Source organism: Methylobacterium gnaphalii, assembly GCF_007992215.1.
In the GTDB taxonomy this organism is placed as follows: Bacteria; Pseudomonadota; Alphaproteobacteria; order Rhizobiales; family Beijerinckiaceae; genus Methylobacterium; species Methylobacterium gnaphalii.
Map to the genome: position 1 here is coordinate 83187 of NZ_BJZV01000013.1, position 26979 is coordinate 110165.

Here is a 26979-nt window from a genome sequence, read left to right on the forward strand (position 1 = left end):
GACCCTTTCCGCAAATGCGTCGGGCCTCGGACGTGCCTGATGCATCCGGTGATCGAACGTTTTCGTCCGGCCGCTGGTGCCCGTTCCACGAACAAAGCATTGGCTGAGCGGCAGGCGGGTCGTGCAGTGGCCTCTGAGGTAGGTCTGGCTCGGTGGGGCGACAAGAGTCTGCAACCTGGTCGAACGTCGAACGCACCTCGCCGTCCGGGGGAAAACGGGGGCAGGAACCTGCAGAGGTTGCCCGGCGCCCCGCCATGCGGCTAGGCTTGGCCTCAACGAAAGCCGCAGCACAGCGTCCCGCCGAAGCCTCTCGCAGGCCGGCGCGACGCCCCGAGCGGCAGGCCCGTCGAGGGGTCATGACATGGTAGACGGGTCGTTGGACCTTCGCGGTCAAAATTTCCGTGCGCTGTCGCACCTGACTGGATGACCTGCGCGATCCGGTGTTTGTCCTGACCCCGCCGCGGGCCCCCATCTCGGCAATCCGTCGTCTCGCATGCCAGCCCCTCTGGGCGCTGGCGATGGCGTGCACAGCCGCCCTGGCCGTGCCGCAGCCGGCGTGCGCCTTCGATCTCTTCGGCTTGTTCGGGTCCGAGGAAGAGCCGCCTGCGCCGAGCGCCGCGGCCTTGCCCTATACGGTGCGGATCACCGGCGTCGACGACAACGATGTGGTCCAGGCGCTCCAGGACACCTCGACCCTCTACCGCCTGCGCCAGGAGCCGCCGCCTGACGGCGAGGGCCTGGTGCGTCGCGCCGAGGCCGATCAGCGCCGCCTCACGGAGGTCCTGTCCGGATACGGCTACTATCAGGGCACGGTGGCGATCCGCGTCGACGACGTGATCGTGACCGGCGAGGCGTCGCTTGCGGCGGCAGCCCGCGCGGCCGAGGGCTCGCGCAGCCGCGCCCTGGTCCCCGTGAAGATCGCCGTCGATCTCGGGCCGGCCTACACGGTCCGCTCGGTCACCGTGCGCGACCGCGCGGGGCGCAGCTTCCCGCGCGACGTCCTGCCGGAGAAGATCACGCGCACCGACGACGATGCGCCGGCCCGCTCGGCGACGGTCCTCGCCCGCGAGGCCCGGATCATCGACCGCTTCAGGGCGCTGGGCCATCCCTTCGCCAAGGTGGTCTCGCGCGATCCGGTGGTGGACGATGCCGCCCATGTCATGGATGTGGGCTTCACCGTCGATCCCGGTCCGAGGGCGGGGATCGGCGAGGTCGCGGTCAGCGGCGGCGAAGGCATAGACCCGGCGGTCGTGCGCTCCTTCATCTATTCGGAGCCCGGCGACCCGTACTCGCCCAAGGCGATTTCCGAGATCCGCCGAACGGTCGCGAAGGTCGAGGGCGTCGGCTCGATCCGGGTGCGCGAGGGTGACGCTCTCGACGCCAACGGCAACCTCCCGGTCTTCGTCGAGATCGGCGAGCGCGAGCGCAACCTGCTCGGCGTCTCCGCCCGCTACTCCACGGTCGATGGCCCCGGCGTGCGCGCCTACTACGCCAATCGCAACCTGTTCGGCGGCGGCGAGACCCTGCGGATCGATGCCGACCTCTACTATCTGGGTCTCGGCTACGACCCGTTCGCGCAGCAGCGCAAATTCGCGGGCATCGACACGACCGGCCTCGGCGGGCGGCTTTCGGCGACCTTCGTGAAGCCGGCGCTGGAGGGCACTCGCAACGACCTGCTCGCCAACGTCTTCGTCACCCGCGAGGTGCAGCAGAGCTACCTCGTCGACGCCGCCGGCGCCTCCGTCGGGCTGCGGCACCGCTTCTCCGACAGCTTCTCGGCCCAGATCGGCCTCGACGGCCAGGTCGGGCGCTCGAAAGACGCGCTCGGCACCGTCGATTACCGCCTGATCGGCGTGCCGGTCTCGGTGAACTACGATTCGACGGACAGCCTGCTCGACCCGACCAAGGGCGTGCGCCTGTCGGCCTCGGCAACGCCCTATCCGAGCTTCCTCGGCTCCGACCCGGGCATCTTCGTCGCGAAGGCGCAGGGCTCGACCTATTACGCGCTCGACGAGGACGCGAATTACGTCATCGCCGGCCGCATCGGCTTCGGCTCGGTCTCGGGTGCCTCGCTCGCCGAGATTCCGGACAATTTCCGCTTCTTCGGCGGCGGCGGCGGTTCGGTCCGCGGCTTCGCCTACCGCACGCTCGGCCCGCGGGGCCCCTTCGGCCTGCCGATCGGCGGCCGCAGCCTGCTGGAGGGCTCGATCGAGGCGCGGATCAAGGTCACCGACACGATCGGCATCGTGCCGTTCTTCGACGCCGGGACGGCCTTCGCCTCGACGCTGCCCGATTTCGATGAGCGTATCCGCAAGGCGGTCGGCCTGGGCCTGCGCTACTACACGGGCATCGGCCCGATCCGTGTCGACGTCGCGTTCCCGCTCGACACGATCAAGGGGTACCACGAGCGCCCGGTCGCCCTGTACATCAGCCTAGGGCAAGCGTTTTGATGGTGATTGCCGGAACGGCACGAAGCCGCGCGACCGCGGCGCTTCTCGTCCTGCTGCTCCTTGCGGTCGCGCTCCCGGTCGGCCTGTCCCGCGCTGCAGACGGCGAGAAGACGGTGCTCGGCGGACTGCTGTCGAAGACGCTGTCGACGCCCGCGTCCAAGGTCTCGATCGGCGGCGTCGACGGGGCGCTCTCCTCCGATTCTACCATCCGTGACGTCACGATCAGCGATCGCGACGGCGTCTGGCTGAAGCTCGACCGCGCCCGCCTCGTCTGGAGTCGCCTCGCCCTGCTGTCCGGGCGCCTTCAGGTCGACAGCCTGGAGATCGGCCGCCTCGAGATCCTGAGGAAGCCTCTGCCTGATCCCAACGCGGTGCCGGCCGAGGCGCCGGACGGCAAGCTGCTGCCGGACCTGCCCGTGAAGGTGGAGGTGAAGGGCTTCAAGCTGCAGGAGCTCGTGCTCGGCGAGCCGATCGCAGGTCAGCCGGCGCGCCTGGCCGCGGACGGCACGATCAAGCTCGGCAACCCGTCCGAGGGTCTCGACCTCAACGTCGATGCGCGCCGTCTCGATGCCACCGGCCGCTTCATCGCAAGGCTGCTCTTCGTGCCGAAGGGCGAGACGCTGGAACTGAAGACCAGCCTCGTCGAGGAGGCGCACGGCCTGCTCTCGAAGGCCGGCGGCCTGCCCGGCGAGCCGCCGATCAACCTGAACCTCGAAGGCCGCGGCACCCTAGATGCCTGGAACGCGCGGCTCGATTTCGATGCCGGCCCGGAGATCGGCGCCAAGGGCACCGCCCGCATCTCGCGCATCGGCAAGGAGAGGCGGATGAGCCTCGACCTCGCCTCGCGGATCGAGGGGCTCGTGCCGGGCCCGGCGGCGGCAGTCTTCTCGGGCACCACGAAGCTCGAAGGCAGCCTCGGCTTTGCCGATAGCGGCGCCTTTCGCATCGACAGGCTGGAGTTGACCTCGCGCACGGCCCGGCTGGCCGCCACCGGCGGCATCACCGCCGACCGCGTCGCCGATATGACGATCCAGGCCCGTGCCGTGCCCACCGAGGGCGGCGTCACCAAGGCGGCCGAGACCGAGTTGCAGACCCTCGTCTTCGACGGCAGCCTGAAAGGCCCCCTCGCCTCCCCGGTGGTGAAGGGCGCACTCAATGCCGCCGGGCTGCGCACCAAGGAATCGTCCCTCGACCGGATCGAGGCAAGGATCGCCGCGGAGCCGATCGGCACCGACCCGAAGGCGACCCGCTTCGCCCTGACGGCGGATGCCAAGGTTGACGGCTTGCGCCTCGCTGATCCGGCCCTGCGCCGGGCCATCGGCTCGCGCGCCGTGCTGACGCTACGCGCGGCCTCGACGGCCGACGGCAATCTCGACGTCTCGACACTGACCCTCGACGCCGATACGGCCCGGCTGACCTATGCCGGCCGCATCGGCCAGAATACGCTGACCGGAAACGCGGAAGCGGCGCTCGCCGATCTCGGCGCCTTTTCCGGTTTGGCCGGCCGCACGCTGGCCGGACGCCTCGACGCCAAGGCGGCTCTGAGCGGAGACCCGGCCCGCAAGTCGGTCGCGGCCGATCTCGACCTGCGCGGCCAGGGCCTCGTGCTCGGCATCGATGCAGCCGACCACCTGCTCGGCCGCGAGCCGACGCTGACGGGCCGGGTCTCGCAGGCCTTCGACGGCTACGGCTTCGACCGATTGAAGCTCACCGGTGCGACGATCGCCGCAACCTTGCAGGGTCAGGCGACGCAATCCCAGGCCGACGTCACTGGCCGCGTCGACCTGACAGACCTCGCCGCCCTCGACGAGCGGCTGAAGGGCCGTGCAGGTCTCGACGCCCATCTCACCGGCTCGCTCCTCTCGCCGTCCCTGACGGCGAGCATCGCCGTGCCCGAGGCTTCGGCGAATGCGAAGCCGATCCGTAACATGCGCATCGACGCGGCCCTTGCCGACATGACCGGCGCGCTCACTGGCACCGTACGCCTCGGCGGCAGCGTCGCGGAGAAGCCGCTGACGGGCGAGGCGCGGATTGCGCGGCCCTCGCCGAGAGAATTCTCGCTCGACCAGCTCGCTTTCGCCCTCGGCTCGGTCGCGGTCGACGGCCGGGCGGCGGTGAACATCGACACGCTGCTGAGCGAGGGCAGGGTCGCGCTGCGCGCCGGCAATCTCGACGATCTCTCGCCCCTGGCGCTCGCGCCGATGGGCGGCAGTCTCGATGCGGCGATCACGCTTTCCCGCGATGGCGGCCGCCAGGATGCCGCCATCCGCGCCACCGGCGCCTCGCTGCGCTACGATCGCTACGGCCTTGCCCGGCTCGACGCCGACCTGACGGCGCGCGATGTGCGGGCCCATCCCTCCCTCGACGGACGCCTCAATGCCGACCGGCTCGTCGCTGCGGGCCAGACCGTCGACACCGTGCGGCTCGCAGCCACCGGCACGCCGGCGGCGAGCGACGTCACCCTCACCGCCCAGGCGCGCGGCTTCGCCCTCGACGGCGCCGCTCGGCTGGTTCCTGGCGACGCGACGCGGATCGAGCTGCAGCGCTTCTCGGCCATCCGCGGCGGCGACAAGGTCGCGCTCGCCGGGCCCGCCAGTGTCACGATCGAGGACGGTGCGGCCGTGATCGACGGACTGAGCATCGCGGCCGGTTCGGGCCGGGTCAGCGTTCAGGGCCGCGCCGGCAAGACGCTCGACCTCAAGGTCGGCATCCGCGCGCTGCCGCTGGCCATGGCCCGCATCGCCTCGCCGAGCCTGGCGCTGTCGGGCACGGTGGAGGGCGATGCCGACATTCGCGGCTCGGCCGAGCGGCCAGAGGGCCATTACGCGCTCGCCATCTCACGCCTCGTCGCGCCGGAGACCCGCAAGGCCGGCCTGCCGCCGATCGACGCCAGGGCGAGCGGCACGCTGAGCGAAGGCGCGGCCAGCATCGACGGCCGGGTCTCGGCCGGGCGCGGCGCAGAGGTCACCGTGAACGGCTCCATTCCCATCGAGCCTGGCGGCGCGCTGGCGCTGAAGGCGCGCGGCAGCCTCGATGCGGCCATGGCGAATTCCCTCCTGAGCACCGGCGGCCAGCGCGTCGGCGGTCGCGTCGCCCTCGATGCCGGCGTTACCGGCACCATCGCTGCGCCCCGCGTCGAAGGCTCGGCCACGCTGACCGGCGGCAGCGTCACCGATCCGCTGAACGGCATCCGCCTCACCGACATCCAGGGCCGCGTCACCGGCCAGGGCGACACCATCGTGATCGAACGCCTCACCGCGGCGACCCGCAACGGCGGCCGCCTCTCGGTCGATGGCCGCGTCGCACTGCAGCCAGCCTCCGGTTTTCCCGGTTCGATGCGTATCAGCGCCGACAAGGCCGAGCTGGTCTCGAGCCCGCTGATGACGGCGGTGACGAACCTCAACCTTGCGCTCAGCGGCCCCCTCGCCCGTACGCCCAAGGTCTCCGGCCGTGTGGACGTCGTCTCCATCGACGTTTCGGTGCCCGATCGCCTGCCCGCGACGGTGCAGCCGCTGCCCGGCATCCGCCACGTCAACACGACGCCGGAGGTGCGCGCCCGTCTCGCCAAGCGGGCCGACCGCAAGGCGCAGATCGCCGCTGCCGGCCGCAAGGGCAAACCCGCCGCGCCCTTCGATGCCGCCCTCGATCTCGTGATCAGCGCGCCCAATCGGATCTTCGTGCGCGGGCGCGGCATCGATGCCGAGCTTGGCGGTGAGTTGCGCGTCAGCGGCTCGTCCCGCGATCCGCGCGCCAACGGTGATTTCGAGATGCGGCGTGGCAAGATCAGTATTGTCGGCCAGCGCCTCGACTTCACGCGCGGCCGCCTGAATTTTTCCGGCGATGTCACCGCCCCCGAACTCGATTTCATCGCCGAGACCAAAGCGTCGGACGTCACGGCTCGTGTCGCCGTCACCGGCCCCGCCAACCAGCCCGCCTTCGCGCTGTCGTCCGATCCCGCCCTGCCGCAGGATGAGGTGCTCTCGCGCATTCTGTTCAAGAAAGCGTCCGGCAGCCTGTCACCGTTCCAGGCGTTGCAACTCGCGCAGGCCGCCGCCCAGCTCTCGGGCGCAGCGGGCGGACCCGATGCCTTCGAGGCGGCCCGCAAGGGATTGGGGCTCGACAGCCTCGATGTCTCGACGGGTGCGAGCGGCGGCCCGGCCGTCGGTGCCTCGCGCTACATCGCCAAGGATCTCAGCGTCGGGGTAAAGGCCGGCGCCAAGCCGGCCGACACGGCCGCCACCGTCAATTACGATCTGACCCGACGGATCAAGGTCAATGGCGAGGCCGGCAGCGATGGGCGCACGTCGCTGGGTGTCGGCGCCGAGTGGGAGTGGTAGCGGCCACGATTCAGGTCCGCACCCCAAGCCTCGATGTATCGATGCTCGACCGCATTGCAGTGTTCGGGAGATCGAGCGGCAAGTGATCGCGATCGGGACGATGGCGTTTCCGGCAAGCCTGGCACGAAAAAGGGGCCGGTTTCCCGGCCCCCTCGGCAGCAGAGCTGCCCTCGAACTCAGTAGTCGTAGTCGCGGCGGTAGCCACGCTCACGATCGCGGAAACGCTGCTGACGGTAGTAGCTGTCCTCGCGGTCGCGGCGTGCGTACTCCCGGTCGCGCTCCCGCTGGCTGCGACTGCGCAGGTCCACACCGGGTCCATCGGGACCAATTGTGATACGCTGGGCGGAAGCCGGAACGCTGGCACCCATGGTTGCCGCGAGAACGGCGCCGGCTAGAACGATTTTCATGGTCTTCACGATAAGACCTCCTCTCTCATGCCGTAGGTTGCAGGGCCAACACATCGCAGGCGGCTTCGTTCCGAAAAACAAAAATAGACAATCTCGGCACGTCATCAGGCGTATAACGCCTCCGTTCCGAGCAATATCTGAGGCTTGAGATCGGCCCTGACGCCCGATCGATTGCCCCATCGCAAGCATCACCGTTTCCATCTGATACGAATAGTGACCGGTTCGACCACCTCATGCCTGCACGCGATCTGATCGTCTTTCCTGATGCTCGGCTGGCCTCAGTCGCAACGGCGGTGACGGCCTGGGACGACGGGCTGCGCGCCCTGGCCGACGACGTCCTCGACACCCTGCGCAGTGTCTCCGCGCTCGGCCTGACCGCGCCGCATATCGGCGTGCCGGCCCGTCTCGTCGTGATCCGGCTGCAGCCCGACCTGCCGCATACGGTCTACGTCAATCCCGAGATCATCGAGGCGTCCGCCGAGCGGGCGCCGCAGACCGAGGGCAGCGTGTCGATGCCCGGCATCACCGAACCGGTCGAACGAGCGACGCGCATCCGGGTGCGGTATTGCGACCTCGACGGCCTCGAGCATGAGGAGGAGGCCGAGGATTTCGCGGCCGCCTGCCTTCAGCACGAGATCGACCAGCTCGACGGTATCTTCTGGATCGAGCGGCTGACGCGGTTGCGGCGCGAGCGCGCGTTGAAACGCTACGCGAAGCTTCGGCGCACGAACGCCTGAGCGCACGCGTCATATCGCTCCTCGGGGGAGCGCCGTGCTAAAGCCTGGACGGTACCTCTCGGACAGGTCGATGCGCGCCGATCTCGCGACCGCTTTTCTGTTCTTCATCGCCTCGGCCCTGCCGAGCGCGGCACAGGCGCCCGCCCGACCGGGCGACCTCCCTGCCACGACCGGGACGGCAGCCACCCCACCCGTCATCGCCTGTGCCTCGCTCGCCAATCTGCGCATGGTCCTACGCGGCGCGAAGGACGACCCCAGCGCAGCCGTCCAGCTCGTCACCGATCCGAAATCGGACCTCGGCTGCTCCGTCCTCGACAGGAAGGCGGTGACGGGCATCACCGATCACGTCGCCCTGAACGGTCGTGCCTACGAGTGTCTCGGCATGCAGAACACCAGTATCTGCCAATGGACCGTGGCCGGCTCGGTCGTTCCGCCCGCAGCCAATTCGGCGCCGGGACGGGGCACGCCGGCCTCGCCGCCTCCGGGCAAAAGCAAGCGCTGAGGCTCGCAAGACCAGGCTGGGCAAGACTGGACTGGGCAAGACCCTGCTTGGCAAGACCGGCAAGCGGCCTAGTTAGGCGGTCGTACCGCTCCCCCGGAGACCCTGCCTTGCGGCTGCCCCTGATCGCCTGCCTGGTGCTGACCTCGACCACCGCCTTCGCCGAGCCAGCCGCGACAGTGGTCGGTTGCGACAACCTCGTGACCCTGCGGCGCCTGACCGTGCAGAACCCCGAAGGATCAGACATCCCGCCCGAATTCAGCGGATGCCGCGCGGTCCCCGCCGATCGGGTCGGCGAGGTCGAGAAGCGCTCGATGATCGGCGACGTCCCCTACGAGTGCAGGAGCGTGAAAGAGGCGTCCTGCCTCTGGATTCGCCCGTAATCGGCGCCGGTTCGGGATCGCCCAAGCACGGCATGGACAGTTCTCTCCGTCGCCAACTGATTTCTGTCCGCGGAACGATTGTGTTCGATCCAGTCATGATCCTGCACGATGGACCTGCATGCGATCTTCGGGAGCCAGCCTCGAGATGGACGTTTGATGGATGCCCCGGATCGATCGCACAGCCGCCGGAGTTTGCGGCCGAGATCAGTCTTTCGCCCCTCTTGCGGAGTCGCGGCTCTATCGTTCAGACGATGAGAACGGGCCTGCACATGAATGGGGCACGACAGGCAGGCGTAGATCCGCGGAACGAGAGAGCGAGGGAGCCGGTTTGATGCCGCGTCATGCCGCCCGCAGGAGCGGGTCTCTTCACCCCGCTCGGTCGCGCTGCCTCGGCGCGATGCTGTTCCTGGCTGTTGCGGGCCTCTCCGGCGCGGCGCGGGCGGAGGAGCCGCCGATCACCAGCGTCCAGGATGCCGCCTGCCGGGCCGAGGCGAAGGCGAAGGTGTTCTCGGTGCCAGACCCGCTGAATCTCGGCCTGCGCGAGATCGGCAAGCAGCTCTATTTCGGCTGCATGAAGCGCGCGCCACACCGCACGCATCAGAAGGCCAAGCGCCGGTATCGCCGGCGCTGAGGCCGGTCAGCTCGCGAGGGGCGCGCCGATCCGGGCGCGGAGCTGAACGCGCAGGCTCTCGCTGAGGGGGCTCGTTTCAGCCTCGATCGCCCACATCAGCCGCAGCAGCTTGCTGATCGGGAGAGCCTGGTTGCGAAGCGCCTCCGCGACCTGTTGCTGGAGCGATTTGTTCGTCGCAATCAAAGTCGGCTCGGCTGTCGTCTGCATGATCCGGTCCCGCACGGACGTGTTTCGACGCGGGCCTTTAAGACCATCCGACGGCTCGCGCCATAGGTTTGCCGACTATCCCCAGGCGCTACACAGCCAAAAATGCTGCTATGCAACACGGCCATGCAGACAGCGATTGGCTGCACGGGCGCGAGCAATACAACTCAAACGCGCGAGGCCCGCCGCACGGGAGCCGTGCGGCGGGCCTCGAAAGACGGGTTCGGCGCCGGTCAGTGCAGGGCGAGGCTGGCGCTTGAGGCGCGGGGCGCCTTCTTGGTTTTGGCAGGCGCCTTCGCGGCGGCGGCCTTCGGAGCCGGCTTGGCGGCAGCGGCCTTGGCCGGGGCCTTGGCGCGGGCGGGAGCCTTCTTGACGCTGGTCTCAGCGGCGGGAGCGGTCTCGGCGCGGGCAGCGGCGATCTCGATCTCGGCCTGGATCCAGTGGGCCTCGGCCCGGCCGGTGACGCGGCCTTCGTCTTCCCAGATGTAGTAGGCGCGCTCACGCACGCGGTGCTCGATGGTGTCCATGACGCTCTCCTATGGTCCGTGCGAGTTGGACGATGGGAGGGCATGGTTAAGAGAGGGTTAAACTGCCTGCCTCACGGGATTCGCGTGGCGGCACAGCCGACGCCCGTCACTTTCGGGCCACGCGGCCTAGCGCGGACGCGACAGCCGGCGCTGGTTCGCGCGCACCTTGCGGCGGTAGCCGGAGACGATGCTCTGCGTCGATCCGCCCGTCGCCATCATCATCGCGGCCTCGCCGGCCGCGAACACCTTCTCGCTGATCATGCGCTGCGCCTCGACCTGTGCGCCCGCACCGCCCGCGGCGAGCTTAGCCAGCCGCAGGCCGATCACGGCCTGCGATTCGAGGGCGAGCATCGCGGTGTCCATGCTGAGCTTCCACCATGGTCCGAACATGCCGACGGGCTCCTGAGTTGAGGCTTTCGTAAAGCCCCGCTTGCTCGAAACGTTCCGGTCTGCGCACTCGAATCGCGCAGCGGCCGTCTCAATCGAAGTCGAAGTTGCGGCCCTTGGCCTGCGAGCCGCCGAGGCTGATCTTCTTGGCCGGCGGCTTCGCCTGCGCGCCGCCAAGGCTGATCTTCTTCGGCGCCGGAGCCGCGGCCTTGGCGTCTTCGACGACGGGGGCCGGCTTCAGCGAGGCCTGTCCATGGATCACCGAGCCGATCTCGCCCACCGCGCGGATCAGGTCGTCGCGCTCGCAGGAGCGCGCCACCTTGAGGCCGAGCTGGTGCATGTGGCTCTTGCTGTAGAGATAGCCCGCGAGGCGCGCCCGCGTCAGCGGCGGGATCTCCTCGAGGATGTACGGCAGGTCGTAGTCGTCGGCGCGGTAGACCTCACCCAGAAGCTCCAGCGAGACGGGGCATTCCTTGTCGGGTTCGGCGCCGGTGGTCGGATGGGCCTGGCTCATGGATCACCTGCTGGGACGGGAGACGGGTCGGGGATCGCTCCGGTGGCGGGGACATCGGGTGCCGGGCCTCCGGCGCCGTCCGAGCGGGCGGGCGCGAGCGGCTTCATGCATCCGGTGCAGACCGAAGCGATGGCGATGCGTGCGCGACGGTCGCTACGCGCCCACACGGCCTCCCGCAAGGCCCTTGCCCGCGCCGCGACGGCCTCGTCGTCGTTCGGACGGATGCGCAGGAACAGCGGCTCCTCGGCAAAGGCAGGCGACGCCATGAGGGTCGAGCCGGCAAGGATGGCGGAGAGGAGGCTTCGCACGCGACGCCCTCGCTGCGGTGTCTGGAAACGGGCAGGATTGGCCGCCCTGGTTAAGCGCGGCTTAACCATACACCACCGGATGCGATGACGCAGCGACCGAACGCCTGATCGACCCGGGCCACCATCGCGGTTCAAACGGGCGCATGGACATCCTGCTCCTCGGTTTCGCGCCCCTGTCGCTCATGGCGGCCGCCCTCGCCTATTCTGGCCTGATGATCGTCGCCATGCGGCGATGACGGGGCGGAACGGCCTTCGCTTGCCGCCGCACCGGAGCCTGCGATAGAGCCAGGGCCATTCCCCGGGCTCCAGAACGATCGACACCCCCATGACGGGCGACAAACCCAAGGCGCGGCTTCCCCGCGGCTTCCTCGACCGCAGCGAGAGCGACCTCGCCGCGCAAGGCAGGATGCTGGAGACCATCAAGTCGGCCTTCGAGCTCTACGGGTTCGAGGCGCTGGAGACGCCGTTCATCGAGTACACCGAAGCGCTCGGAAAGTTCCTGCCGGACCTCGATCGTCCGAACGAGGGCGTGTTCTCGTTCCAGGACGACGACGAGCAGTGGCTCAGCCTGCGCTACGACCTCACCGCGCCGCTCGCCCGCCACGTGGCCGAGCATTTCGACGCGATCCCGAAGCCCTATCGCAGCTACCGGAACGGCTGGGTCTTCCGCAACGAGAAGCCGGGTCCGGGCCGCTTCCGCCAGTTCATGCAGTTCGACGCCGACATCGTGGGCGCTGCAAGCGTCGCGGCGGATGCCGAGGTCTGCATGTTGATGGCCGACACCCTCGATAAGCTCGGCCTCGCCGGCCAATACGTCGTGAAGGTGAACAATCGGAAGGTGCTCGACGGCGTCATGGAGGCCTGTGGGCTGGCCGGTGCCGACAAGGCCGGGCAGCGCCTGACCGTGCTCCGCGCCATCGACAAGCTCGACCGCCTCGGTGCCGATGGGGTGCGCCTCCTGCTCGGCGCAGGCCGCAAGGACGAGAGCGGCGACTTCACCAAGGGCGCCGGTCTCGCACCCGATGCGATCGAACGGATCCTCGCCTACGTCTCCTTCGAGGCCGCGCCGCACGAGGGCAGCGACCGCATGGCTTTCTGGGAGAAGCTGTTCGGCACCTGGCACGACGTCGTCGGTGATTCCGAGACCGGCCGCGAGGGTATCGCCGAATTGCACGCGATCATGCGGCTCTGCACGGCCGCCGGCTATGGGCACGACCGCGTTCGCGCCGATCCGAGCGTGGTGCGCGGGCTCGAATACTATACCGGCCCGGTCTACGAGGCCGAGCTGACCTTCCCCGTCCAGAACGAGGACGGCCAGACCGTGCGTTTCGGCTCGGTCGCGGGCGGCGGACGCTATGACGGCCTCGTCGGCCGCTTCCGCTCCGAGCCGGTGCCGGCGACCGGCTTCTCGATCGGCGTCTCACGGCTGTTCTCGGCGCTGCAACTCACGAACAGCCCGCTGATCGAGGGGACCGCCAAGCCCGGACCGGTCGTCGTGCTCGTGCTCGATCGCGAGAACATCGCCGAGTACCAGGCGCATGTCGCGGCCCTGCGCAATGCCGGCATCCGGGCGGAGCTCTATCTCGGCGCCTCGGGCATGAAGGCGCAGATGAAGTACGCCGACCGCCGTCGCTCACCGATCGCCCTGATCCAGGGCTCGAATGAGCGCGAGGCCGGAGAGATCCAGATCAAGGATCTGATCGAGGGCGCCAGGGCCGCTGCGGACATCACCAGCAACGCGGAGTGGAAGGCGGCCCGTCCCGCCCAGATCTCCGTGCCGGTCGCCGAGATGGTCGAGCGCGTGCGCGAGGTATTGGCACGGCATTACGGCTGACGGACACGAAAACGCCCGTCGTTCCGGAGCGCCGAGGGCGAGGACCGGAATGACGGCGGCGGATTAAGCCGTCGTTTACCATACCCTCCGACAGTCCACCCGCATGTCACCGGAGATGGCGATGGATCGGGAGCGGCGGGAGGCGGCGTATCGGGCGCTGATGCTGCTGTGCCTCGGCATCTCGCTGGGCTTCAGCGCGACGGTCTTCGCGGCCGACTATCCCGAGTTCATCGACGGACCGTTGGTTGCGCCGGGGCCCCGTTACTTCCCGCGCGGTGATGGCGAGGCCGACGTGTCGGTCCTCGTACCGGCACCCGTTCGGCATCGCATTGCCGGCTGCACGCCCTGGCGCGTACCAGTGCCGACCGATGCCCTCGACGATCCGAGCTATGTCGGCTCGGCTTACGGCCTGGGTAAGCCGAGCTATTACGGCAATCCGCCCGGCCTCGGGCGCGACGACCCGTTCGGCAGGCCACTCCGCTACTGTCGCTGAGCGCTTCCGTCACCCCGAGTGCAGCGAAGCAATGTCGGGTGGCAGGCTTACTCCTCCCCCAGCACGAAGGGGAACGTGGCCTCGACCACGTAGGGCCCGCCACCGCGCGAGGCCCGCGCGGAAAACAGCGCCGCCCGTGTCGCGGTGAAGCCGATCCGCGCAAAAATCCCCGTTTGCGACATGTAATGCGCGACGGATTCCGCGCCGATGCCGCGGCCGAGCCGGGCCAGCGTCACGTGCGGCGTGAATTTGCGGGTTTCCGGCTCCAGGCCGGCATGGCGAGCGATGCGCTCGTGCTCCGCATGCAGGTCGTCGAGCTCGGGATTCGTTGCGACGGCCGCGTAGATGGCGCGCGGCTTGTCACCGCCGAAGGTGGCGAGTGCGTCGAGCACGATGTCGATCGGCGCACGCGGCCGGGCCTCCTCGAGCATGGCATGCACCTCGTTCGCCGTCGCGATGCTGACGTCGCCGAGGAAGCGCAGCGTGATGTGCAGGTCGCCGTCATCGACCCAGCGCGCACCGGGCAGGCCGCCACTATAGGAGCCGAGGTGCTCGGCCACCTCGGCCGGGATCTCCAGTCCGGTGAACAGGCGCGGCATTCAACGACCGCCGGCCTGAAGCCGCTCCAGGAAGGTTTCGACGGAGGGCAGGATCCCTTCGACGATCCTTTGCACGCCCCGCGGATTGGGGTGCAGCCTGTCGGCGAGGTTGAAGGCCGGGTCGCCCGCGATGCCCGTCAGGAAGAACGGGTAGAGCACGAGCCCGTACTGCTTCGCGAGATCGGGATAGATCGCGTCGAACCGCGCGACGTAGTCCGGCCCGAGATTGGTCGAGGCGCGCATGCCGGCGAGCAGCACGGGGATGCCGCGCGCCTGCAGCCGCGCGACGATCGCGTCGAGGGCCTTGCGCGTGACCGCAGGGTCGGTCCCGCGCAGCATGTCGTTGGCGCCGAGCTCGACGATGACGCCGTCGGTCCCGTCCGGCACCGACCAGTCGAGGCGGTCGAGGCCGCCGGTCGCAGTATCCCCCGAGACGCCGGCATTGCTGATGGCCACGTCGTGGCCCTTGGCCTTGAGCGCCTTCTCCAGCACCGCCGGAAAGGCGGCGTCGGCCGGCAGCATGTAGCCGGCGGTGAGGCTGTCCCCGAAAGCGACGAGCTTGAGCGGCCGGGCGGCCCGGGGCTCGCTCATGGGCGCGGCGAGCGTGGCTGCGGCAAAGAGGAGCATGAGCGTGGCCGTGCGTAAGGCCGGCCGCCACCCCAGATATCGGGCTCGACGGCGCGCGAACGCCTCGCCCGCGAGTCCGATGCGTGACACAAGGCGCGCGACGATTCCCGCTTCAACCCGCACTGGACACGCCCTTTCGCCGATGATGCTTTTTCCATCCGAGCACAGATCGGTCTCTTGGCCATGAGCGACAAGGCCGTCTCCCTCGCCGGGATCGATCTCAGCCTCGGGCGCGGCCCCTCTCGGGTGCACGTGCTGCGCGGCATCTCCCTCGACGTCGAGAAGGGCGAGGCCGTCGGCCTCGTCGGTCCGTCCGGCTCGGGCAAGTCGACGCTGCTGATGGTGATGGCCGGGTTGGAGCGGCCGGAATCAGGGCGGATCATGGTCGCCGGCACCGATCTCGGCGGGCTCGACGAGGATGGCCTCGCGCGCTTTCGCGGCCGCAACATCGGCATCGTCTTCCAGGCTTTCCACCTCGTGCCGACCATGACGGCGCTCGAGAACGTGGCCCTGCCCCTCGAACTCGCCGACGCATCGAATGCGCAGGCCCGCGCCGCGGCGGAACTCGAAGCCGTCGGGCTCGGGCATCGGCTCCATCATTATCCGGCCCAGCTCTCCGGCGGCGAGCAGCAGCGCGTCGCCGTAGCCCGCGCGCTGGCGCCGAACCCGGCGATCCTCGTCGCGGACGAGCCCACCGGCAATCTCGACGAGACCACGGGGCGCGGCATCGTCGACCTGTTGTTCAAGCTGAAGCGCGAGCGCGGCGCGACCCTGGTTCTGGTCACGCACGATCCCGGCCTCGCGCGCCTCTGCGACCGCACCGTACGGCTGCGTGCCGGCCGGATCGAGGAGCCGGTGGCGGCGTGAGCACGAGCCTTCCTCCCACCATACCATCTCGTCCTGAGGTGGCGGCGCGGGGCGGCGCCTGCGAAGGCAGGCTTCAGCCAGCTCAGCGATCCCTGGAGCCCTTTGTCGACGCTGCTTCGCAGCAGGTGGGAATGCGGGGGATGGGCGAGATCACGCCGCGCGGCAGAGTGGAGCGTTAGACCCTTGCACGGCACGCTTCCCCCCTCGCAGCCGAGCCGTCGCCCGATCGGCCTGCCGCTCACCCTCCGACTTGCCCTGCGGGAGTTGCGCGGCGGCCTGTCGGGGTTCGTCGTGTTCATTGCCTGCATCGCCGTCGGCGTGGCGGCGATCGCCGGGGTGACCTCGATTTCGCGTTCGCTCAGCGACGGGCTCGGTCGCGAGGGCCGGCGCATCCTCGGCGGCGATCTCGTCTACAGCCTGATCAACCGGGAGGCGACGCCGGCCGAGACCGCGATCCTCCGCCAGCAGGGCCGCGTCTCCACCGTCGCGACGATGCGGGCCATGGCGGTCGGCGGCGATGGCAGCGCCGCGCTCGTCGAGTTGAAGGCGGTCGACGAGAGCTATCCGGCAGTCGGCAACCTCGCCACCGATCCGCAAGCGCCGGTTGCGGACCTGCTCGCTGCCGGGGACGGCGCCTTCGGAGCGGTCGCCGATCCTGCACTGCTGGTCCGCCTCGGCCTCAAGGTCGGCGACCGCATCACCGTGGCCGGCAAGCCGCTGACGATCCGGGCGTCGCTGGTGACCGAGCCCGATACGATCTCAGCCGGCATCGGCTTCGGCCCGCGCCTGATCGTTCCGATGGAGGCGCTGCGCGCCACAGGGCTCGGCGAGCTGGGGAGCCTTAACCGCTGGAGCTACCGGCTTCAGCTCCCGAGCGCGACCGATGCGGAGCTGGAAGCCGCGAGTCACGCCATCGGCAAGGCTCTGCCCGATGCCGGCTGGGAGGTGCGCTCGCGCCTCAACGCCGACCCACGCTTCGCCAAGAGCATCGAGCGTTTCACGCAGTTCCTGACACTGGTCGGGCTGACCGCCCTGATCGTCGGCGGCGTCGGCGTCGCCAATGCCGTGAGCGCCTTCGTCGAGCGCAAGCGCGGTTCGATCGCGACGCTGAAGAGCGTCGGTGCGCCGGGCTCGCAGGTGGTGGTGCTCTACCTCACGCAGGTGGCGCTGATCGCCGCCTTCAGCATCGCGATCGGGCTCGGCATCGGCGCGGCCCTGCCCTTCCTGATCGACGCGGCGTTTGGCGACCAGCTTCCGCTGCCGCTCGAGCCGACGCTCGCGCCGGGCGAGCTCGCACTCGCCGCTGCCTACGGCCTGCTGACGGCCCTCGCCTTCACGATCCTGCCGCTCGGCCGCGCCCACGACATCCCGGTTTCCGGCCTGTTCCGCGACACGGTCGACCCCTCGGCTCAGCGGACGCGGCTACGCTACAAGGCCATCCTCGCCCTGACGCTCCTGGCACTCGCCGGGCTCGCCCTGGCAACGGCCTTCGACCGGCGCGTGGCCCTGATCTTCATGGCGGCCGCGGCCCTGTCGTTCGGCCTGCTGCGCCTCGTCGCATACGGGCTGATGGCCACCGCCCGCCGCCTGCCGCATCCGCGCGCCGCCGGCCCCCGCATGGCGCTGGCGAACCTTCACCGCCCCGGCGCGCTGACGCCGGCCTTCACCCTGTCGCTGGGCCTCGGCGTGACCCTGCTCGTGACCCTCAGCGTGATCGACGCGAACATAACCCGCGCGCTCACGAGCTCCCTGCCGGGCAAGGCTCCGAATCTGTTCTTCCTCGACATCCCCTCGCGTGATTCCGACGCCTTCACGACGTTCCTCGGCAACAAGGCTCCCGGTGCGAAAATCGAGCGCGTGGTGATGCTGCGCGGGCGCATCACCGCCCTCGACGGCGTCCCAGTCGAGAAGATCAAGCCGCCGGAGGACGCCTCCTGGGTGCTCGACGGCGACCGTGGCGTCACCACCGCAGAGCGCGTCCCCGAGGGCACGCGGATCGTCGAGGGGCAGTGGTGGACGGAGGAAGAAGGCCAGACTCCCAAGCTCTCGTTCGAAGCGGATATGGGGAAGGCGCTCGGCCTCCACATCGGCAGCACGGTCACCGTCAACGTGCTCGGCCGGACGCTCACCACGACGATCACGAACTTCCGTAAGGTCGACTGGCGCTCGCTCGGCATCAACTTCGTGATGGTGTTCTCGCCCGGCACGTTCCGTGGGGCGCCGCATTCCGACCTCGCGACCCTGACGCTGCCGAACGGCGCCGATCCGGACGCCGAAGCGGCGATCCTGCGCGACGTTGCCAAGGCTTTTCCGTCAGTCACGAGCGTCCGGGTAAAGGACGCGCTTCAGACCGTGGACAGCCTCATCCGCAAGCTCACCCTTGCGATCCGCGGCGCAAGCGCCGTCGCCGTGCTCACGAGCCTGCTCGTCCTTGCAGGGGCCATCGCGGCTGGACATCGGGCCCGCCTCTACGATGCCGTGGTGCTGAAGGTCCTCGGCGCGACGCGCCGTCGGCTGATGCTGGCCTATGGCCTCGAATACGGTGCACTGGGGCTCGCAGCCGCCTTGTTCGGCCTGCTCGCCGGCACGGGGGCTGCCTGGGCCATCGTCACAAAGGTCATGCGGCTCGACTTCGCCCTCGATCTCGAAGGAGCCTCGATCGCCGCGGTAGGCGCGGTGATGCTGGCGATCCTGATCGGACTTGCAGGTACCTGGCGCATCCTCGGCCAGAAACCGGCTCCTTATCTGCGGCAGTTCTGAGCGCTTCGCCCAGCCTTGGACGGTTCAGATTAGAGCGACAACTTGATCAGCCTCCTGGCTTACGAAGTTTTAATCCCGTCTTCAGGGATGAAATCGATGCATGAGCCGTAACTCAATTTCGCACCGGCAAGCTCGACGGGGCTCTTGTTTATGACGCGCCGACCGAACATATTTCGGCGTGAGGCACCGTCCGCGGAGCCGAAGGTATCGCGTGAGCCTACTCAACCCACGCTGAGAGAGCTTCCAAGGGAAACTTTCATGGCATTCGAAAACAGTCCGTTCCGTCAGACTGCCCAGCCCCAGGGTTACGCGGCTCCCCAGGTCGAGGTCGACCAGGGGCTGCGGTCCTTCATGCTCGGCGTCTACAACAACATGGTCATCGGCCTCGGGATTTCCGGTCTCGTTGCCCTCGGCCTCAACATGGCTGCGACGGCGACGACCGCGACCGGCAAGCTCGCGCTGACCCCGTTCGGCCAGTTCCTCTACACCAGCCCCTTCAAGTGGGTGCTGATGTTCGCGCCGCTGGCCTTCATCTTCGTGTTCTCGTTCCGGATGGACCGGATGTCGGCCGCTTCGGCGCGGACGATGTTCTGGGCCTTCGCGGCCGTGATGGGCGCCTCGATGTCGACCCTGATGCTCGTATTCACGGGCGCCAGCGTCGTGCGGGTGTTCTTCATTACCGCGGCAACGTTCGGCGCGCTGAGCCTGTACGGGTACACGACGAAGCGCAGCCTGTCGGGCATGGGCTCGTTCCTGATCATGGGCCTGATCGGCATCATCATCGCCTCGCTGGTGAACCTGTTCCTGGCCTCCTCGGCCCTGCAGTTCGCCATCTCGGTGCTGGGCGTGCTGATCTTCGCCGGCCTCACAGCCTACGACACCCAGAAGCTGAAGGAGATGTATCTCTACAGCGGCTTCGACGGTGAGGCGGCAGCCAAGATGTCCATCAACGGTGCTCTGACGCTGTACCTGGACTTCATCAACATGTTCCAGTTCCTGCTCCAGCTCCTCGGCGACCGCCGCTAAGCGCGACAGGCTCCTGAACGAAAAGAGGCCCCGGCAGCGATGCCAGGGCCTTCTTCGTTTGGCGAGAAGCCTTTCTCCGTCAGCGCGAGGACAGCGAAGCAATCGGCGGCGACGCCCGCGATACAGGTGTGTTGGCTGTCAGTTGCTTCGCTGTGCTCGCAACGACAGAAGCTGTGGGCAAGCGCCGAACCTTAGGCGCCCGTTGTTCGAGCTGACCGGGAAGCTCGATCGCGAGGCACATCACGCCCAGGCATCGCCCCCGGCTGCCTGTTCAGGGCTGCCAGGCGGGAGCCGGTGTCGCCTCTTCCTGCTGAGCCACATCGGTGCCGATCGCGGCCTGGATCGCCCGCAGGGCCTCTTGCACGCCCTGGCCCGACACCGAGGACAGCAGAAGCGGCGTCCGCTTGGCAGCACGCTTCAACCGGTCCTTCTGCTGCTTCAGCGTCTCGGGATCGAGCGCGTCGCATTTCGAGAGCGCGACGATCTCCGGCTTGTCGGCAAGACCGTGGCCGTAGGCCTCGATCTCGGCACGGACCATCTTGTAGGCCTTGCCGGCATGCTCCGAGGTGCCCTCGACGAGGTGCAGCAGCACCCGGCAGCGCTCGACATGGGCGAGGAACCGGTCGCCGAGCCCGACACCCTCATGTGCGCCCTCGATCAGTCCCGGAATATCGGCGAGCACGAATTCGCGCTCATCGGAGCGGACCACGCCGAGGCCAGGGTGGAGAGTGGTGAAGGGATAATCGGCGATCTTGGGCTTGGCCGCCGTAACACTCGCCAGGAAGGTCGACTTGCCGGCATTCGGCAGGCCCACAAGTCCAGCATCGGCGATGAGTTTCAGCCGTAGCCAGATCCACATCTCCTGGCCTTCCTGGCCGGGATTGGCGTGCTTGGGGGCACGATTGGTCGAGGTGGTGAAATAGGCGTTGCCGAAGCCGCCATTGCCGCCCTTGGCGAGCCGCACCTTCTGACCCACCTCGGTGAGGTCCGCGATCAGGGTTTCGCCGTTCTCGGCAATGATCTGCGTGCCCACGGGCACCTTGAGCAGCACGTCGTCGCCCTTGGCCCCGTGGCAGTTCGAGCCCATGCCGTGCTCGCCCTTCTTGGCCTTGAAGTGCTGCTGGTAGCGGTAGTCGATCAGGGTGTTGAGACCCTGCACGCACTCGACCCAGACGTCGCCGCCGCGGCCGCCATCGCCACCATTCGGGCCACCGAACTCAATGAACTTCTCGCGGCGGAACGAGACGCAGCCGCGCCCGCCGTCTCCGGAGCGGACATAGACCTTGGCTTCGTCGAGGAATTTCACGGCAGTCTCGTTTCAGGCTGTGCTGTGGCGGCATTGGCCGCCGAGATTTCGGTAGCGCAGGCTGCGCAGGCCCGCCTCGAACCAGTTCGAGCCGAGCCTTTCGAGGACGTCATCATAGAGGTTGATCAGGACGGCGTCGTCCGGTGCGTGCAGCACCGCCGCCCCGATCGTCATGCGTCCGAACCGCATCATGCGATCACCCGCCTCGTGCGCTCGACCATTCGTTGCGTGTGAGCTGAAACAGATCGACCTCACGCTCGCCGCCGCGAGCGGGAAAGGCGTGCCGCTCACAGCCCTGCCGCACGAAGCCGCATTTCTCCAGCACGCGACGCGACGCGACGTTCGACGTCATCGCCGACGACCTCAACACCTCACCGCCCGCATAGGAGAAATAAGCCTCCACCATCGTCGCGACCGCCTCGCTCATCAGGCCCATCCCCCAATACGGCGTGCCGAGCCAATAGCCGAGATGTGCGCCCGAAACCGCCGGGTGTGGTCCGATCGAGATGACCCCGATCAAGGCACTCGGCGCCGAACGGAGTGCCAGCGCCATGGTCAGCGCCTCGCCCTCCGCATTCGCACGCCGCGCCTCGATGATGAAGGCGTCGGTGCCGAGCGGATCGATCGGATGCGGGATCTGCGAGGTCATTTCAGCAACCGCTCGCTCACCGGCGAGCCGTACGATCGCCTCGGCGTCGCGGGCCTGCGGCCAGCGCAGCCAGAGCCGTCTGGTCTCGATGCGGAAGACGTCGTCTCGGGTCAGATCGGGGAACATCGCGTCCGCTCCTCGGGCGCCTCCTCGCGGAACACGACCCCCTGGAATGACGAAGGGGAGGATGGTGCCCATCCTCCCCGGCGTTCCGATTTGCGCGTCTCGCGTCTTGCGTTGCGCCGGTCCGCCGGTTCGGTGTGGTGCACCGGCGGAACGCGCTGTCGAGGCGTTCGCCGTTACTCTGCGGCTTCCTGTACCGGTACTACGGCCACGAAGGCGCGGCCGCGTTTCGTCTGGAAGGCCACGCGGCCATCGACGAGGGCGAAGAGCGTGTGGTCCTTGCCGATGCCGACATTGGTACCGGGATGCCACTTCGTGCCGCGCTGGCGCACGATGATGTTGCCGGCGATCACGGCTTCCGAGCCGAACTTCTTGACGCCGAGGCGCTGGCCGGCCGAGTCGCGGCCGTTGCGGGACGAGCCGCCTGCTTTTTTGTGAGCCATCGGGCTACTCCAGGATCTCTAAGGTTTCTGCGGACAGACGATCAGGCTTCGGCGGAGGCGACCGCGGGGGTCTCGGTCTTCGCGGCCTTAGCCTTGCGGGGCTCGGCCTTCGAGGACTTGCCGCCGGCGCTGATCTCGGTGATCCGCACGGTGGTGAAGTGCTGGCGGTGACCGCGCTTGCGGCGCGAGTTCTGGCGGCGGCGCTTCTTGAAGGCGATGACCTTCTTGGTGCGGCCGTGATCGACGATCTCGCCGGAAACCGTAACACCCTCGAGCAGCGGGGCGCCGACCTGAACGGCATCGCCGTCGGTGAACAGCATGACCTCGCCGAAGGTCACAGCCGTGCCGGCCTCGCCTTCGATCGTGGCGACGGAAATGACGTCGTTGGCGGCAACGCGATACTGCTTGCCGCCGGTCTTGATGACTGCGAACATCGTTGTCTCTCGTGTTCTCTGCCGGTCTCCCGCGACGAGGCGCATGGACCGTCTTCTTGTTCAGGTCATCCGCGCCCCAATGGGCGCGAACGCGAAACGCGCGGACTTCGTCGAGGAAGCCGCGCGAGGTGATGGCCGATAGAGCGGATAGTCCGGCTTGTCAACGAGCCTGCCGCATGAAGCGTCTTAAATCCGAGGCGCCACAGAATTTTGTCAGCAAGTGCTGCCGCTTGTAGTTCCGCTGTTATTTCGCATCACATCGACAGTGTATCTGCTGTAGCTGGCACCTGCCGAACTGATGTATCCAACCAGAAACTTGGGTAAAATTGACGTATATGTGGTTGTTAGAGTGACCGCAGCGCCGAAGTCCTTATCGCGCATGATGGTCTTCGCCAATGCAATAACGGCACTATCGCTCAATGGGGAGTCATCCTTGCCGAAACAGGTCTTGAGCTGACCGCCGACATATTGGATGCCGTAAAGATCGACAGACGCGTTTGGATAACGGATCAATGCGTTCGCTTCGCGGGGCAAATAGGACTGTATGAAATCCTGGACACAACTGGAAGCTGAGCAACTTGTCATTGCCCGGGCTATGAGTACCGATGCGCGGTCGGCATCCCGCTTTGCGCTGACCATGTAAACGAGATCAAAGCCACCCATCAAGATGAGCAACAAGACGCTACTGAGCAAAGCGAACTCGACTGAGGCGACGCCTGATTGCTCTCGGCGAAAGCACTTAAACGGGTTACGCATGCACCGGCATCCTACCTAATTTTCGACCATGGAGTCGTGAGGCGATCGGACCGGCTGCTCACGTTTTCTACTCGTCGCGCTCTTGGACAGAGAAACCCATTTCGCCGTAGCAGAAGACATCTTCACCCCTCATTGTCTGCGGAAGATGACCGAATCTTTCGCGGTCAGAATGGGTATGAAGGGAACGATCCGCGGAGCAGGCATCGTGGCCCGCAATACAAGCACATCGCCGATTGCACCGGTTGAGAACGCAGTTCCGGAGATCGCCGTTGGGCTGGTCGACAAATCGGCCAAGCGCATCATCTCGACCTTCACGCCTTTGGTCGAATTCAGACAATCGGCCTGAAAAGCAATCTTTGCGCACAGCTTAGCGACATAGCCGGACTTATTCCCCGATGTGAGCTCCGTTTCGGGATTGGATGCGCTGCTGTACAGAGCGTCGCTGAGAGTCAGCTGCGTGTAATACAGCATCACGAACTGAAGAACGCCCAAGCAAAGCATCAGAAATGGCGTTGCGACGAGGGCGAACTCGACAGCGGATGCCCCCCTTTGATCGGACAGGGCTCGCAGAGGCCAGCGTACCGGCCCTCTGAGCTGTATGGCGCGATGGGCATTCATCACGGACACGAATTCTCGCAGATGCGCAGGTAGTCGATTAGGCCGCCGAAGCTGTCATCAAGGCCAGCTGCCCGCCATGAGATCCGATATTCACCCTTGGTCGTGACTTTGAATTTATAACTGCGTGGCGTCCAAAGTTTCGCCCAGACGCATACATCGACCATGTAAGCCTTCATGTAGTTGGCATCAGCGGTGCTCGATGTCGCGGTCAAGGCTTGATTGTCGGACTTGTAGCCACTGCTTTTTGGCTCAACCCAAAGTTCGATACGGCGCGTCTGGCCATCGAGACTGATGGTACTGGCTCCGGCAGCGTTCTTGGCGACGTCATTGTTTCGCGTCAGTCCGTCCGTATCTGCAGGATTGGAACAGATGACGTCATCGTTAGGATATTGGTAGTTTCCGACGTTCTTACGCGCGGTATAGACGTAAGCAACTTCGTATGTCCCTACATCGAGCGTCAGCGGCATGTTGATCGACGAGTTCGTCGTCTGTCCGCTCTGCTTACAAGCCGTTGTTTGGTTAGAGTTCGTTGTACCGACCCTATTGCCACAATCGCTGTCGAGCTCGGCGAAAGCCTGACCATATTGCACGCCATCGCCCGTCGTGATCGCCGACAACTGGTCGACCTCGACACCGGCGTTGGTGGTTCCCCAGCTCTTGCCCTGGCAGACCCCGCTCTGGCAGTTCGCCTGCGACATCGTTCCGAACACACCCCACCCGCCTTTGAGCTGAGAGTTGTAGCCTTCGAAAGACTCGGACATCAGCAACGTCGGCGGTCCAGCCGAACCTCCCCAGTTCACGGAGCAGTCGCGCACCACCGTGAAGCTTATGCTGTCCTTGCTCAGGATGCTCTTGAAGAAGAGCGCCTGGGACCCAGTCGCAGCCACATGGATGTTGCCTGGGCGAACGTTGAGCGCTGGAGTCGTGAGCACCAGATCCGAGACTGTCGGTGTCGCCTTGATCGTCGCCGTCGACGCCAAAGACCGTGCGGCGCTGTTATTGTCCGCGTAGGACTGGACTGTGGCCGCATATGTCGATGGCATCGTCGTAGAACTACCAAGGCTCTCGACGTAGATTTCGGCCTGCTTACAGGTGAGATCCGCCGCCGAGGTCAGGCGTTGTTTGTACTCGATGGCGCGGGATATCTCGATGCCGCCACCGATCCCGACGATGAGGACGGGCAGCAATAGGGCGAACAGTAGCGCCACGCTGCCGGATTGGTCCCGGTTGAACATCGAAGGAGGCCCGAGAAAACGTTCTTGTGCGACCTCCGTACTAGAATGAGACAGTAAAAAAACACTCTTCCAAATACCGCATAGCGTTCGCGTACGCGGCTTTTCAGCGCGAAGGAAAATAAAACTTTAAGACAATTGCCGAAACGCCTGAGCCCGAACGCTTCACCGTTTCGTCAGACCACCCAACACGTTGCGCAGGATCGCATGGCCGATCTGGGTGCCGACGCTGCGGGCCATGGATCGGGCCGCGTTGGTGATGACCTGCTCGGTGAGGCTCGGCTTGGTGCGACCCCTACCCTTGCCGGCCGGCGCTGGAGCCGATCTGCCGCCGAATATCCCGCCGATGCTGTTCAGCAAGCCGCCGAGACCGCCCTCGGACTGGTTCGCGGCCTCCGCCGTGTCGCTGTCGAGATTCTTTCGCTTGGCAAGCATCTCGTAGGCGCTCTCGCTGTCGACCGCCTCGTCGTACTTGCCCCTGATCGTGCTCTTGGCGATGAATTCGGTGCGCTCCGCTGAGGTCAGCGGCCCGACGCGGCCCTGGGGCGGCGCGATCAGCGTGCGCTCGACCATCGAGGGCGTGCCCTTGGCCTCGAGAAACGAGACCAAAGCCTCGCCGACGGCGAGCTCGGTGATCGCCTTCGAAACATCGAAACCTGGGTTCTGCCGGAAAGTCTCGGCGGCGGCGCGTACCGCCTTCTGATCGCGGGGGGTGAACGCGCGCAGGGCATGCTGCACACGGTTGCCGAGCTGACCGAGCACCGTTTCCGGCACGTCGAGCGGATTTTGCGTCACGAAATAGACGCCGACGCCCTTGGAGCGGATCAGGCGCACCACCTGCTCCACCGCATCGAGCAGGGGCTTCGGCGCATCGTTGAAGAGCAGATGCGCCTCATCGAAGAAGAAGACCAGCTTCGGCTTGTCGAGATCGCCCACCTCGGGAAGCTGCTCGAACAGCTCGGAGAGCATCCACAGCAGGAACGAGGCGTAGAGCCGCGGACGCTGCATCAGCTTGTCGGCGGCGAGAATGTTGACCATGCCGCGTCCGTCGCGGTCGGTGCGCATGAAGTCGTGCAGGTCGAGGGCCGGCTCGCCGAGGAACTTGTCGGCCCCTTGGTTCTCCAGCACCAGCAGCGCGCGCTGGATCGCGCCGACCGAGGCGGCGGAGACGTTGCCGTACTTGGCGCCGAGCTCCTTCGCATTCTCGGAGAGGAAGCCGAGGATCGCGCGCAGATCCTTCAGGTCGATGACCGGCCACTGGTTCTCGTCGGCGACGCGGAAGGCGATGTTGAGCACGCCCTCCTGCGTGTCGTTCAGTTCGAGCAGCCGCCCGAGCAGCAGCGGGCCCATCTCGGTGACCGTGCAGCGGATCGGATGACCCTGCTCGCCGAAGAGGTCCCAGAAGGTGACCGGGAAGCGGTCGGGCTCGTAGGTGATCCCGAGTTCCTCGGCTCGCTTGACGAAGGCCGGCTTCGCTTCGCCGGCCGCGGCGATGCCCGAGAGGTCTCCCTTGATGTCGGCGGCAAAGACCGGGACGCCGGCATTGGAAAAGCCCTCGGCCAGAACCTGCAGCGTCACGGTCTTGCCGGTGCCGGTGGCGCCCGCGACGAGCCCGTGCCGGTTGGCGAGTTTCAGCGCCAGCACCTCGGGCTTCGCGGTCTTGCCCGTGCTCTTGCCAACCAGGATCGTGCCGTCGCCCACCATGCCGTGTCGTCCTCTCGCGATGCTTGCACTCTAGGCCGGAAGCGCGACGGTTTTCCAGGCGCGACAGTCGTCGCCCTTGATTTCATGGGTCGGGCGTCGGATGGACCTGAGGAACCGACGAGAG

The 26979-nt window shown here is 67.1% G+C and carries 27 protein-coding genes and 1 pseudogene; 11 read left to right on the forward strand and 17 right to left on the reverse strand.

Features of this window, described 5'->3' with window-relative positions; genetic code table 11:
- Positions 1-518 precede the first annotated feature (518 nt).
- Complete coding sequence (locus MGN01_RS12715) at positions 519-2450, forward strand: autotransporter assembly complex protein TamA (RefSeq protein ID WP_147046986.1); 1932 nt, start codon at positions 519-521, stop codon at positions 2448-2450.
- Positions 2450-6787: a translocation/assembly module TamB domain-containing protein gene (locus tag MGN01_RS12720; RefSeq protein WP_147046987.1), complete on the forward strand. Its 4338-nt coding sequence runs from the start codon at positions 2450-2452 to the stop codon at positions 6785-6787. Before MGN01_RS12715 ends, MGN01_RS12720 begins: the two co-directional genes overlap by 1 nt.
- A 176-nt stretch (positions 6788-6963) precedes the next feature.
- On the opposite strand, the gene MGN01_RS12725 is transcribed toward MGN01_RS12720, so the two are convergent.
- Positions 6964-7194: a hypothetical protein gene (locus MGN01_RS12725; RefSeq protein ID WP_174804588.1), complete on the reverse strand. Its 231-nt coding sequence runs from the start codon at positions 7192-7194 to the stop codon at positions 6964-6966.
- 233 nt (positions 7195-7427) lie between these two features.
- Between MGN01_RS12725 and MGN01_RS12730 the strand changes: the two genes are divergently transcribed.
- The 4 genes from MGN01_RS12730 to MGN01_RS12745 all read left to right on the forward strand — a co-directional run bounded on the left by MGN01_RS12730 (position 7428) and on the right by MGN01_RS12745 (position 9444).
- Positions 7428-7931, forward strand: a complete 504-nt coding sequence (locus MGN01_RS12730; RefSeq protein ID WP_147046989.1) for a peptide deformylase — start codon at positions 7428-7430, stop codon at positions 7929-7931.
- Positions 7932-8001: 70 nt separating this feature from the next.
- The gene (locus MGN01_RS12735) at positions 8002-8433 is read left to right on the forward strand and encodes a hypothetical protein (RefSeq protein ID WP_147046990.1); all 432 of its coding nucleotides are present in this window, start codon (positions 8002-8004) and stop codon (positions 8431-8433) included.
- A gap of 107 nt (positions 8434-8540) precedes the next feature.
- The gene (locus MGN01_RS12740) at positions 8541-8813 is read left to right on the forward strand and encodes a hypothetical protein (protein ID WP_147046991.1); all 273 of its coding nucleotides are present in this window, start codon (positions 8541-8543) and stop codon (positions 8811-8813) included.
- A 331-nt stretch (positions 8814-9144) separates the two neighbouring features.
- Positions 9145-9444, forward strand: a complete 300-nt coding sequence (locus MGN01_RS12745) for a hypothetical protein (protein WP_147046992.1) — start codon at positions 9145-9147, stop codon at positions 9442-9444.
- A 6-nt stretch (positions 9445-9450) separates the two neighbouring features.
- Here the strand turns inward: MGN01_RS12745 and MGN01_RS12750 are convergent, their stop codons facing one another.
- The 5 genes from MGN01_RS12750 to MGN01_RS12770 all read right to left on the reverse strand — a co-directional run bounded on the left by MGN01_RS12750 (position 9451) and on the right by MGN01_RS12770 (position 11384).
- Positions 9451-9651, reverse strand: coding sequence for a hypothetical protein (locus tag MGN01_RS12750; protein WP_147046993.1), 201 nt, complete (start codon positions 9649-9651; stop codon positions 9451-9453).
- Between the two features lie 230 nt (positions 9652-9881).
- The gene (locus MGN01_RS12755) at positions 9882-10175 is read right to left on the reverse strand and encodes a DUF2934 domain-containing protein (protein ID WP_147046994.1); all 294 of its coding nucleotides are present in this window, start codon (positions 10173-10175) and stop codon (positions 9882-9884) included.
- 126 nt (positions 10176-10301) lie between these two features.
- Positions 10302-10565: a hypothetical protein gene (locus MGN01_RS12760; protein ID WP_147046995.1), complete on the reverse strand. Its 264-nt coding sequence runs from the start codon at positions 10563-10565 to the stop codon at positions 10302-10304.
- Between the two features lie 88 nt (positions 10566-10653).
- Positions 10654-11076, reverse strand: coding sequence for a hypothetical protein (locus MGN01_RS12765; protein WP_147046996.1), 423 nt, complete (start codon positions 11074-11076; stop codon positions 10654-10656).
- Positions 11073-11384 (reverse strand): hypothetical protein, encoded by a 312-nt coding sequence (locus MGN01_RS12770; protein WP_147046997.1) that lies wholly within the window; start codon positions 11382-11384, stop codon positions 11073-11075. Before MGN01_RS12770 ends, MGN01_RS12765 begins: the two co-directional genes overlap by 4 nt.
- A 325-nt stretch (positions 11385-11709) precedes the next feature.
- Between MGN01_RS12770 and hisS the strand changes: the two genes are divergently transcribed.
- Positions 11710-13218 carry a histidine--tRNA ligase gene (hisS, locus tag MGN01_RS12775; protein ID WP_147046998.1) on the forward strand — a complete coding sequence of 503 codons (1509 nt, stop codon included), beginning with the start codon at positions 11710-11712 and terminating at the stop codon, positions 13216-13218.
- Between the two features lie 121 nt (positions 13219-13339).
- Entirely contained in the window at positions 13340-13711 is a 372-nt protein-coding gene (locus MGN01_RS12780) for a hypothetical protein (RefSeq protein WP_373319133.1), read from the forward strand.
- Between the two features lie 47 nt (positions 13712-13758).
- Here MGN01_RS12780 and thpR read toward each other — a convergent pair whose 3' ends face one another.
- Both thpR and MGN01_RS12790 read right to left on the reverse strand, forming a co-directional pair.
- Complete coding sequence (thpR, locus tag MGN01_RS12785) at positions 13759-14310, reverse strand: RNA 2',3'-cyclic phosphodiesterase (RefSeq protein ID WP_147046999.1); 552 nt, start codon at positions 14308-14310, stop codon at positions 13759-13761.
- The gene (locus MGN01_RS12790) at positions 14311-14937 is read right to left on the reverse strand and encodes an arylesterase (protein WP_147047000.1); all 627 of its coding nucleotides are present in this window, start codon (positions 14935-14937) and stop codon (positions 14311-14313) included.
- A 183-nt stretch (positions 14938-15120) separates the two neighbouring features.
- On the opposite strand from MGN01_RS12790, the gene MGN01_RS12795 reads away from it, so the two are divergent.
- The 3 genes from MGN01_RS12795 to MGN01_RS12805 all read left to right on the forward strand — a co-directional run bounded on the left by MGN01_RS12795 (position 15121) and on the right by MGN01_RS12805 (position 19590).
- Positions 15121-15804, forward strand: coding sequence for an ABC transporter ATP-binding protein (locus MGN01_RS12795; RefSeq protein WP_147047001.1), 684 nt, complete (start codon positions 15121-15123; stop codon positions 15802-15804).
- Between the two features lie 183 nt (positions 15805-15987).
- Positions 15988-18564, forward strand: a complete 2577-nt coding sequence (locus MGN01_RS12800) for an ABC transporter permease (protein WP_147047002.1) — start codon at positions 15988-15990, stop codon at positions 18562-18564.
- 258 nt (positions 18565-18822) lie between these two features.
- Positions 18823-19590: a Bax inhibitor-1/YccA family protein gene (locus tag MGN01_RS12805; protein ID WP_147047003.1), complete on the forward strand. Its 768-nt coding sequence runs from the start codon at positions 18823-18825 to the stop codon at positions 19588-19590.
- A gap of 271 nt (positions 19591-19861) precedes the next feature.
- Here the strand turns inward: MGN01_RS12805 and obgE are convergent, their stop codons facing one another.
- The 9 genes and pseudogenes from obgE to MGN01_RS12850 form a co-directional block, all read right to left on the reverse strand.
- Positions 19862-20896 carry a GTPase ObgE gene (obgE, locus tag MGN01_RS12810; RefSeq protein ID WP_147047004.1) on the reverse strand — a complete coding sequence of 345 codons (1035 nt, stop codon included), beginning with the start codon at positions 20894-20896 and terminating at the stop codon, positions 19862-19864.
- A gap of 12 nt (positions 20897-20908) precedes the next feature.
- A complete protein-coding gene (locus MGN01_RS12815; RefSeq protein ID WP_147047005.1) occupies positions 20909-21088 on the reverse strand; it encodes a hypothetical protein in 180 nt (59 codons plus the stop codon).
- Between the two features lie 4 nt (positions 21089-21092).
- The gene (locus MGN01_RS12820; RefSeq protein WP_147047006.1) at positions 21093-21671 is read right to left on the reverse strand and encodes a GNAT family N-acetyltransferase; all 579 of its coding nucleotides are present in this window, start codon (positions 21669-21671) and stop codon (positions 21093-21095) included.
- A 173-nt stretch (positions 21672-21844) separates the two neighbouring features.
- Complete coding sequence (rpmA, locus tag MGN01_RS12825) at positions 21845-22111, reverse strand: 50S ribosomal protein L27 (protein WP_147047007.1); 267 nt, start codon at positions 22109-22111, stop codon at positions 21845-21847.
- Between the two features lie 125 nt (positions 22112-22236).
- Positions 22237-22545, reverse strand: a pseudogene (gene rplU / locus MGN01_RS12830) (50S ribosomal protein L21); the annotation flags it as partial.
- Between the two features lie 213 nt (positions 22546-22758).
- Entirely contained in the window at positions 22759-23301 is a 543-nt protein-coding gene (locus tag MGN01_RS12835) for a TadE/TadG family type IV pilus assembly protein (protein ID WP_147047009.1), read from the reverse strand.
- A gap of 129 nt (positions 23302-23430) precedes the next feature.
- Positions 23431-23919 carry a TadE/TadG family type IV pilus assembly protein gene (locus MGN01_RS12840; protein ID WP_280178545.1) on the reverse strand — a complete coding sequence of 163 codons (489 nt, stop codon included), beginning with the start codon at positions 23917-23919 and terminating at the stop codon, positions 23431-23433.
- A complete protein-coding gene (locus MGN01_RS12845) occupies positions 23919-25154 on the reverse strand; it encodes a pilus assembly protein TadG-related protein (RefSeq protein ID WP_147047011.1) in 1236 nt (411 codons plus the stop codon). Before MGN01_RS12845 ends, MGN01_RS12840 begins: the two co-directional genes overlap by 1 nt.
- Positions 25155-25316: 162 nt before the next feature.
- Entirely contained in the window at positions 25317-26855 is a 1539-nt protein-coding gene (locus MGN01_RS12850) for a helicase HerA-like domain-containing protein (protein ID WP_147047012.1), read from the reverse strand.
- Positions 26856-26979 lie beyond the last annotated feature (124 nt).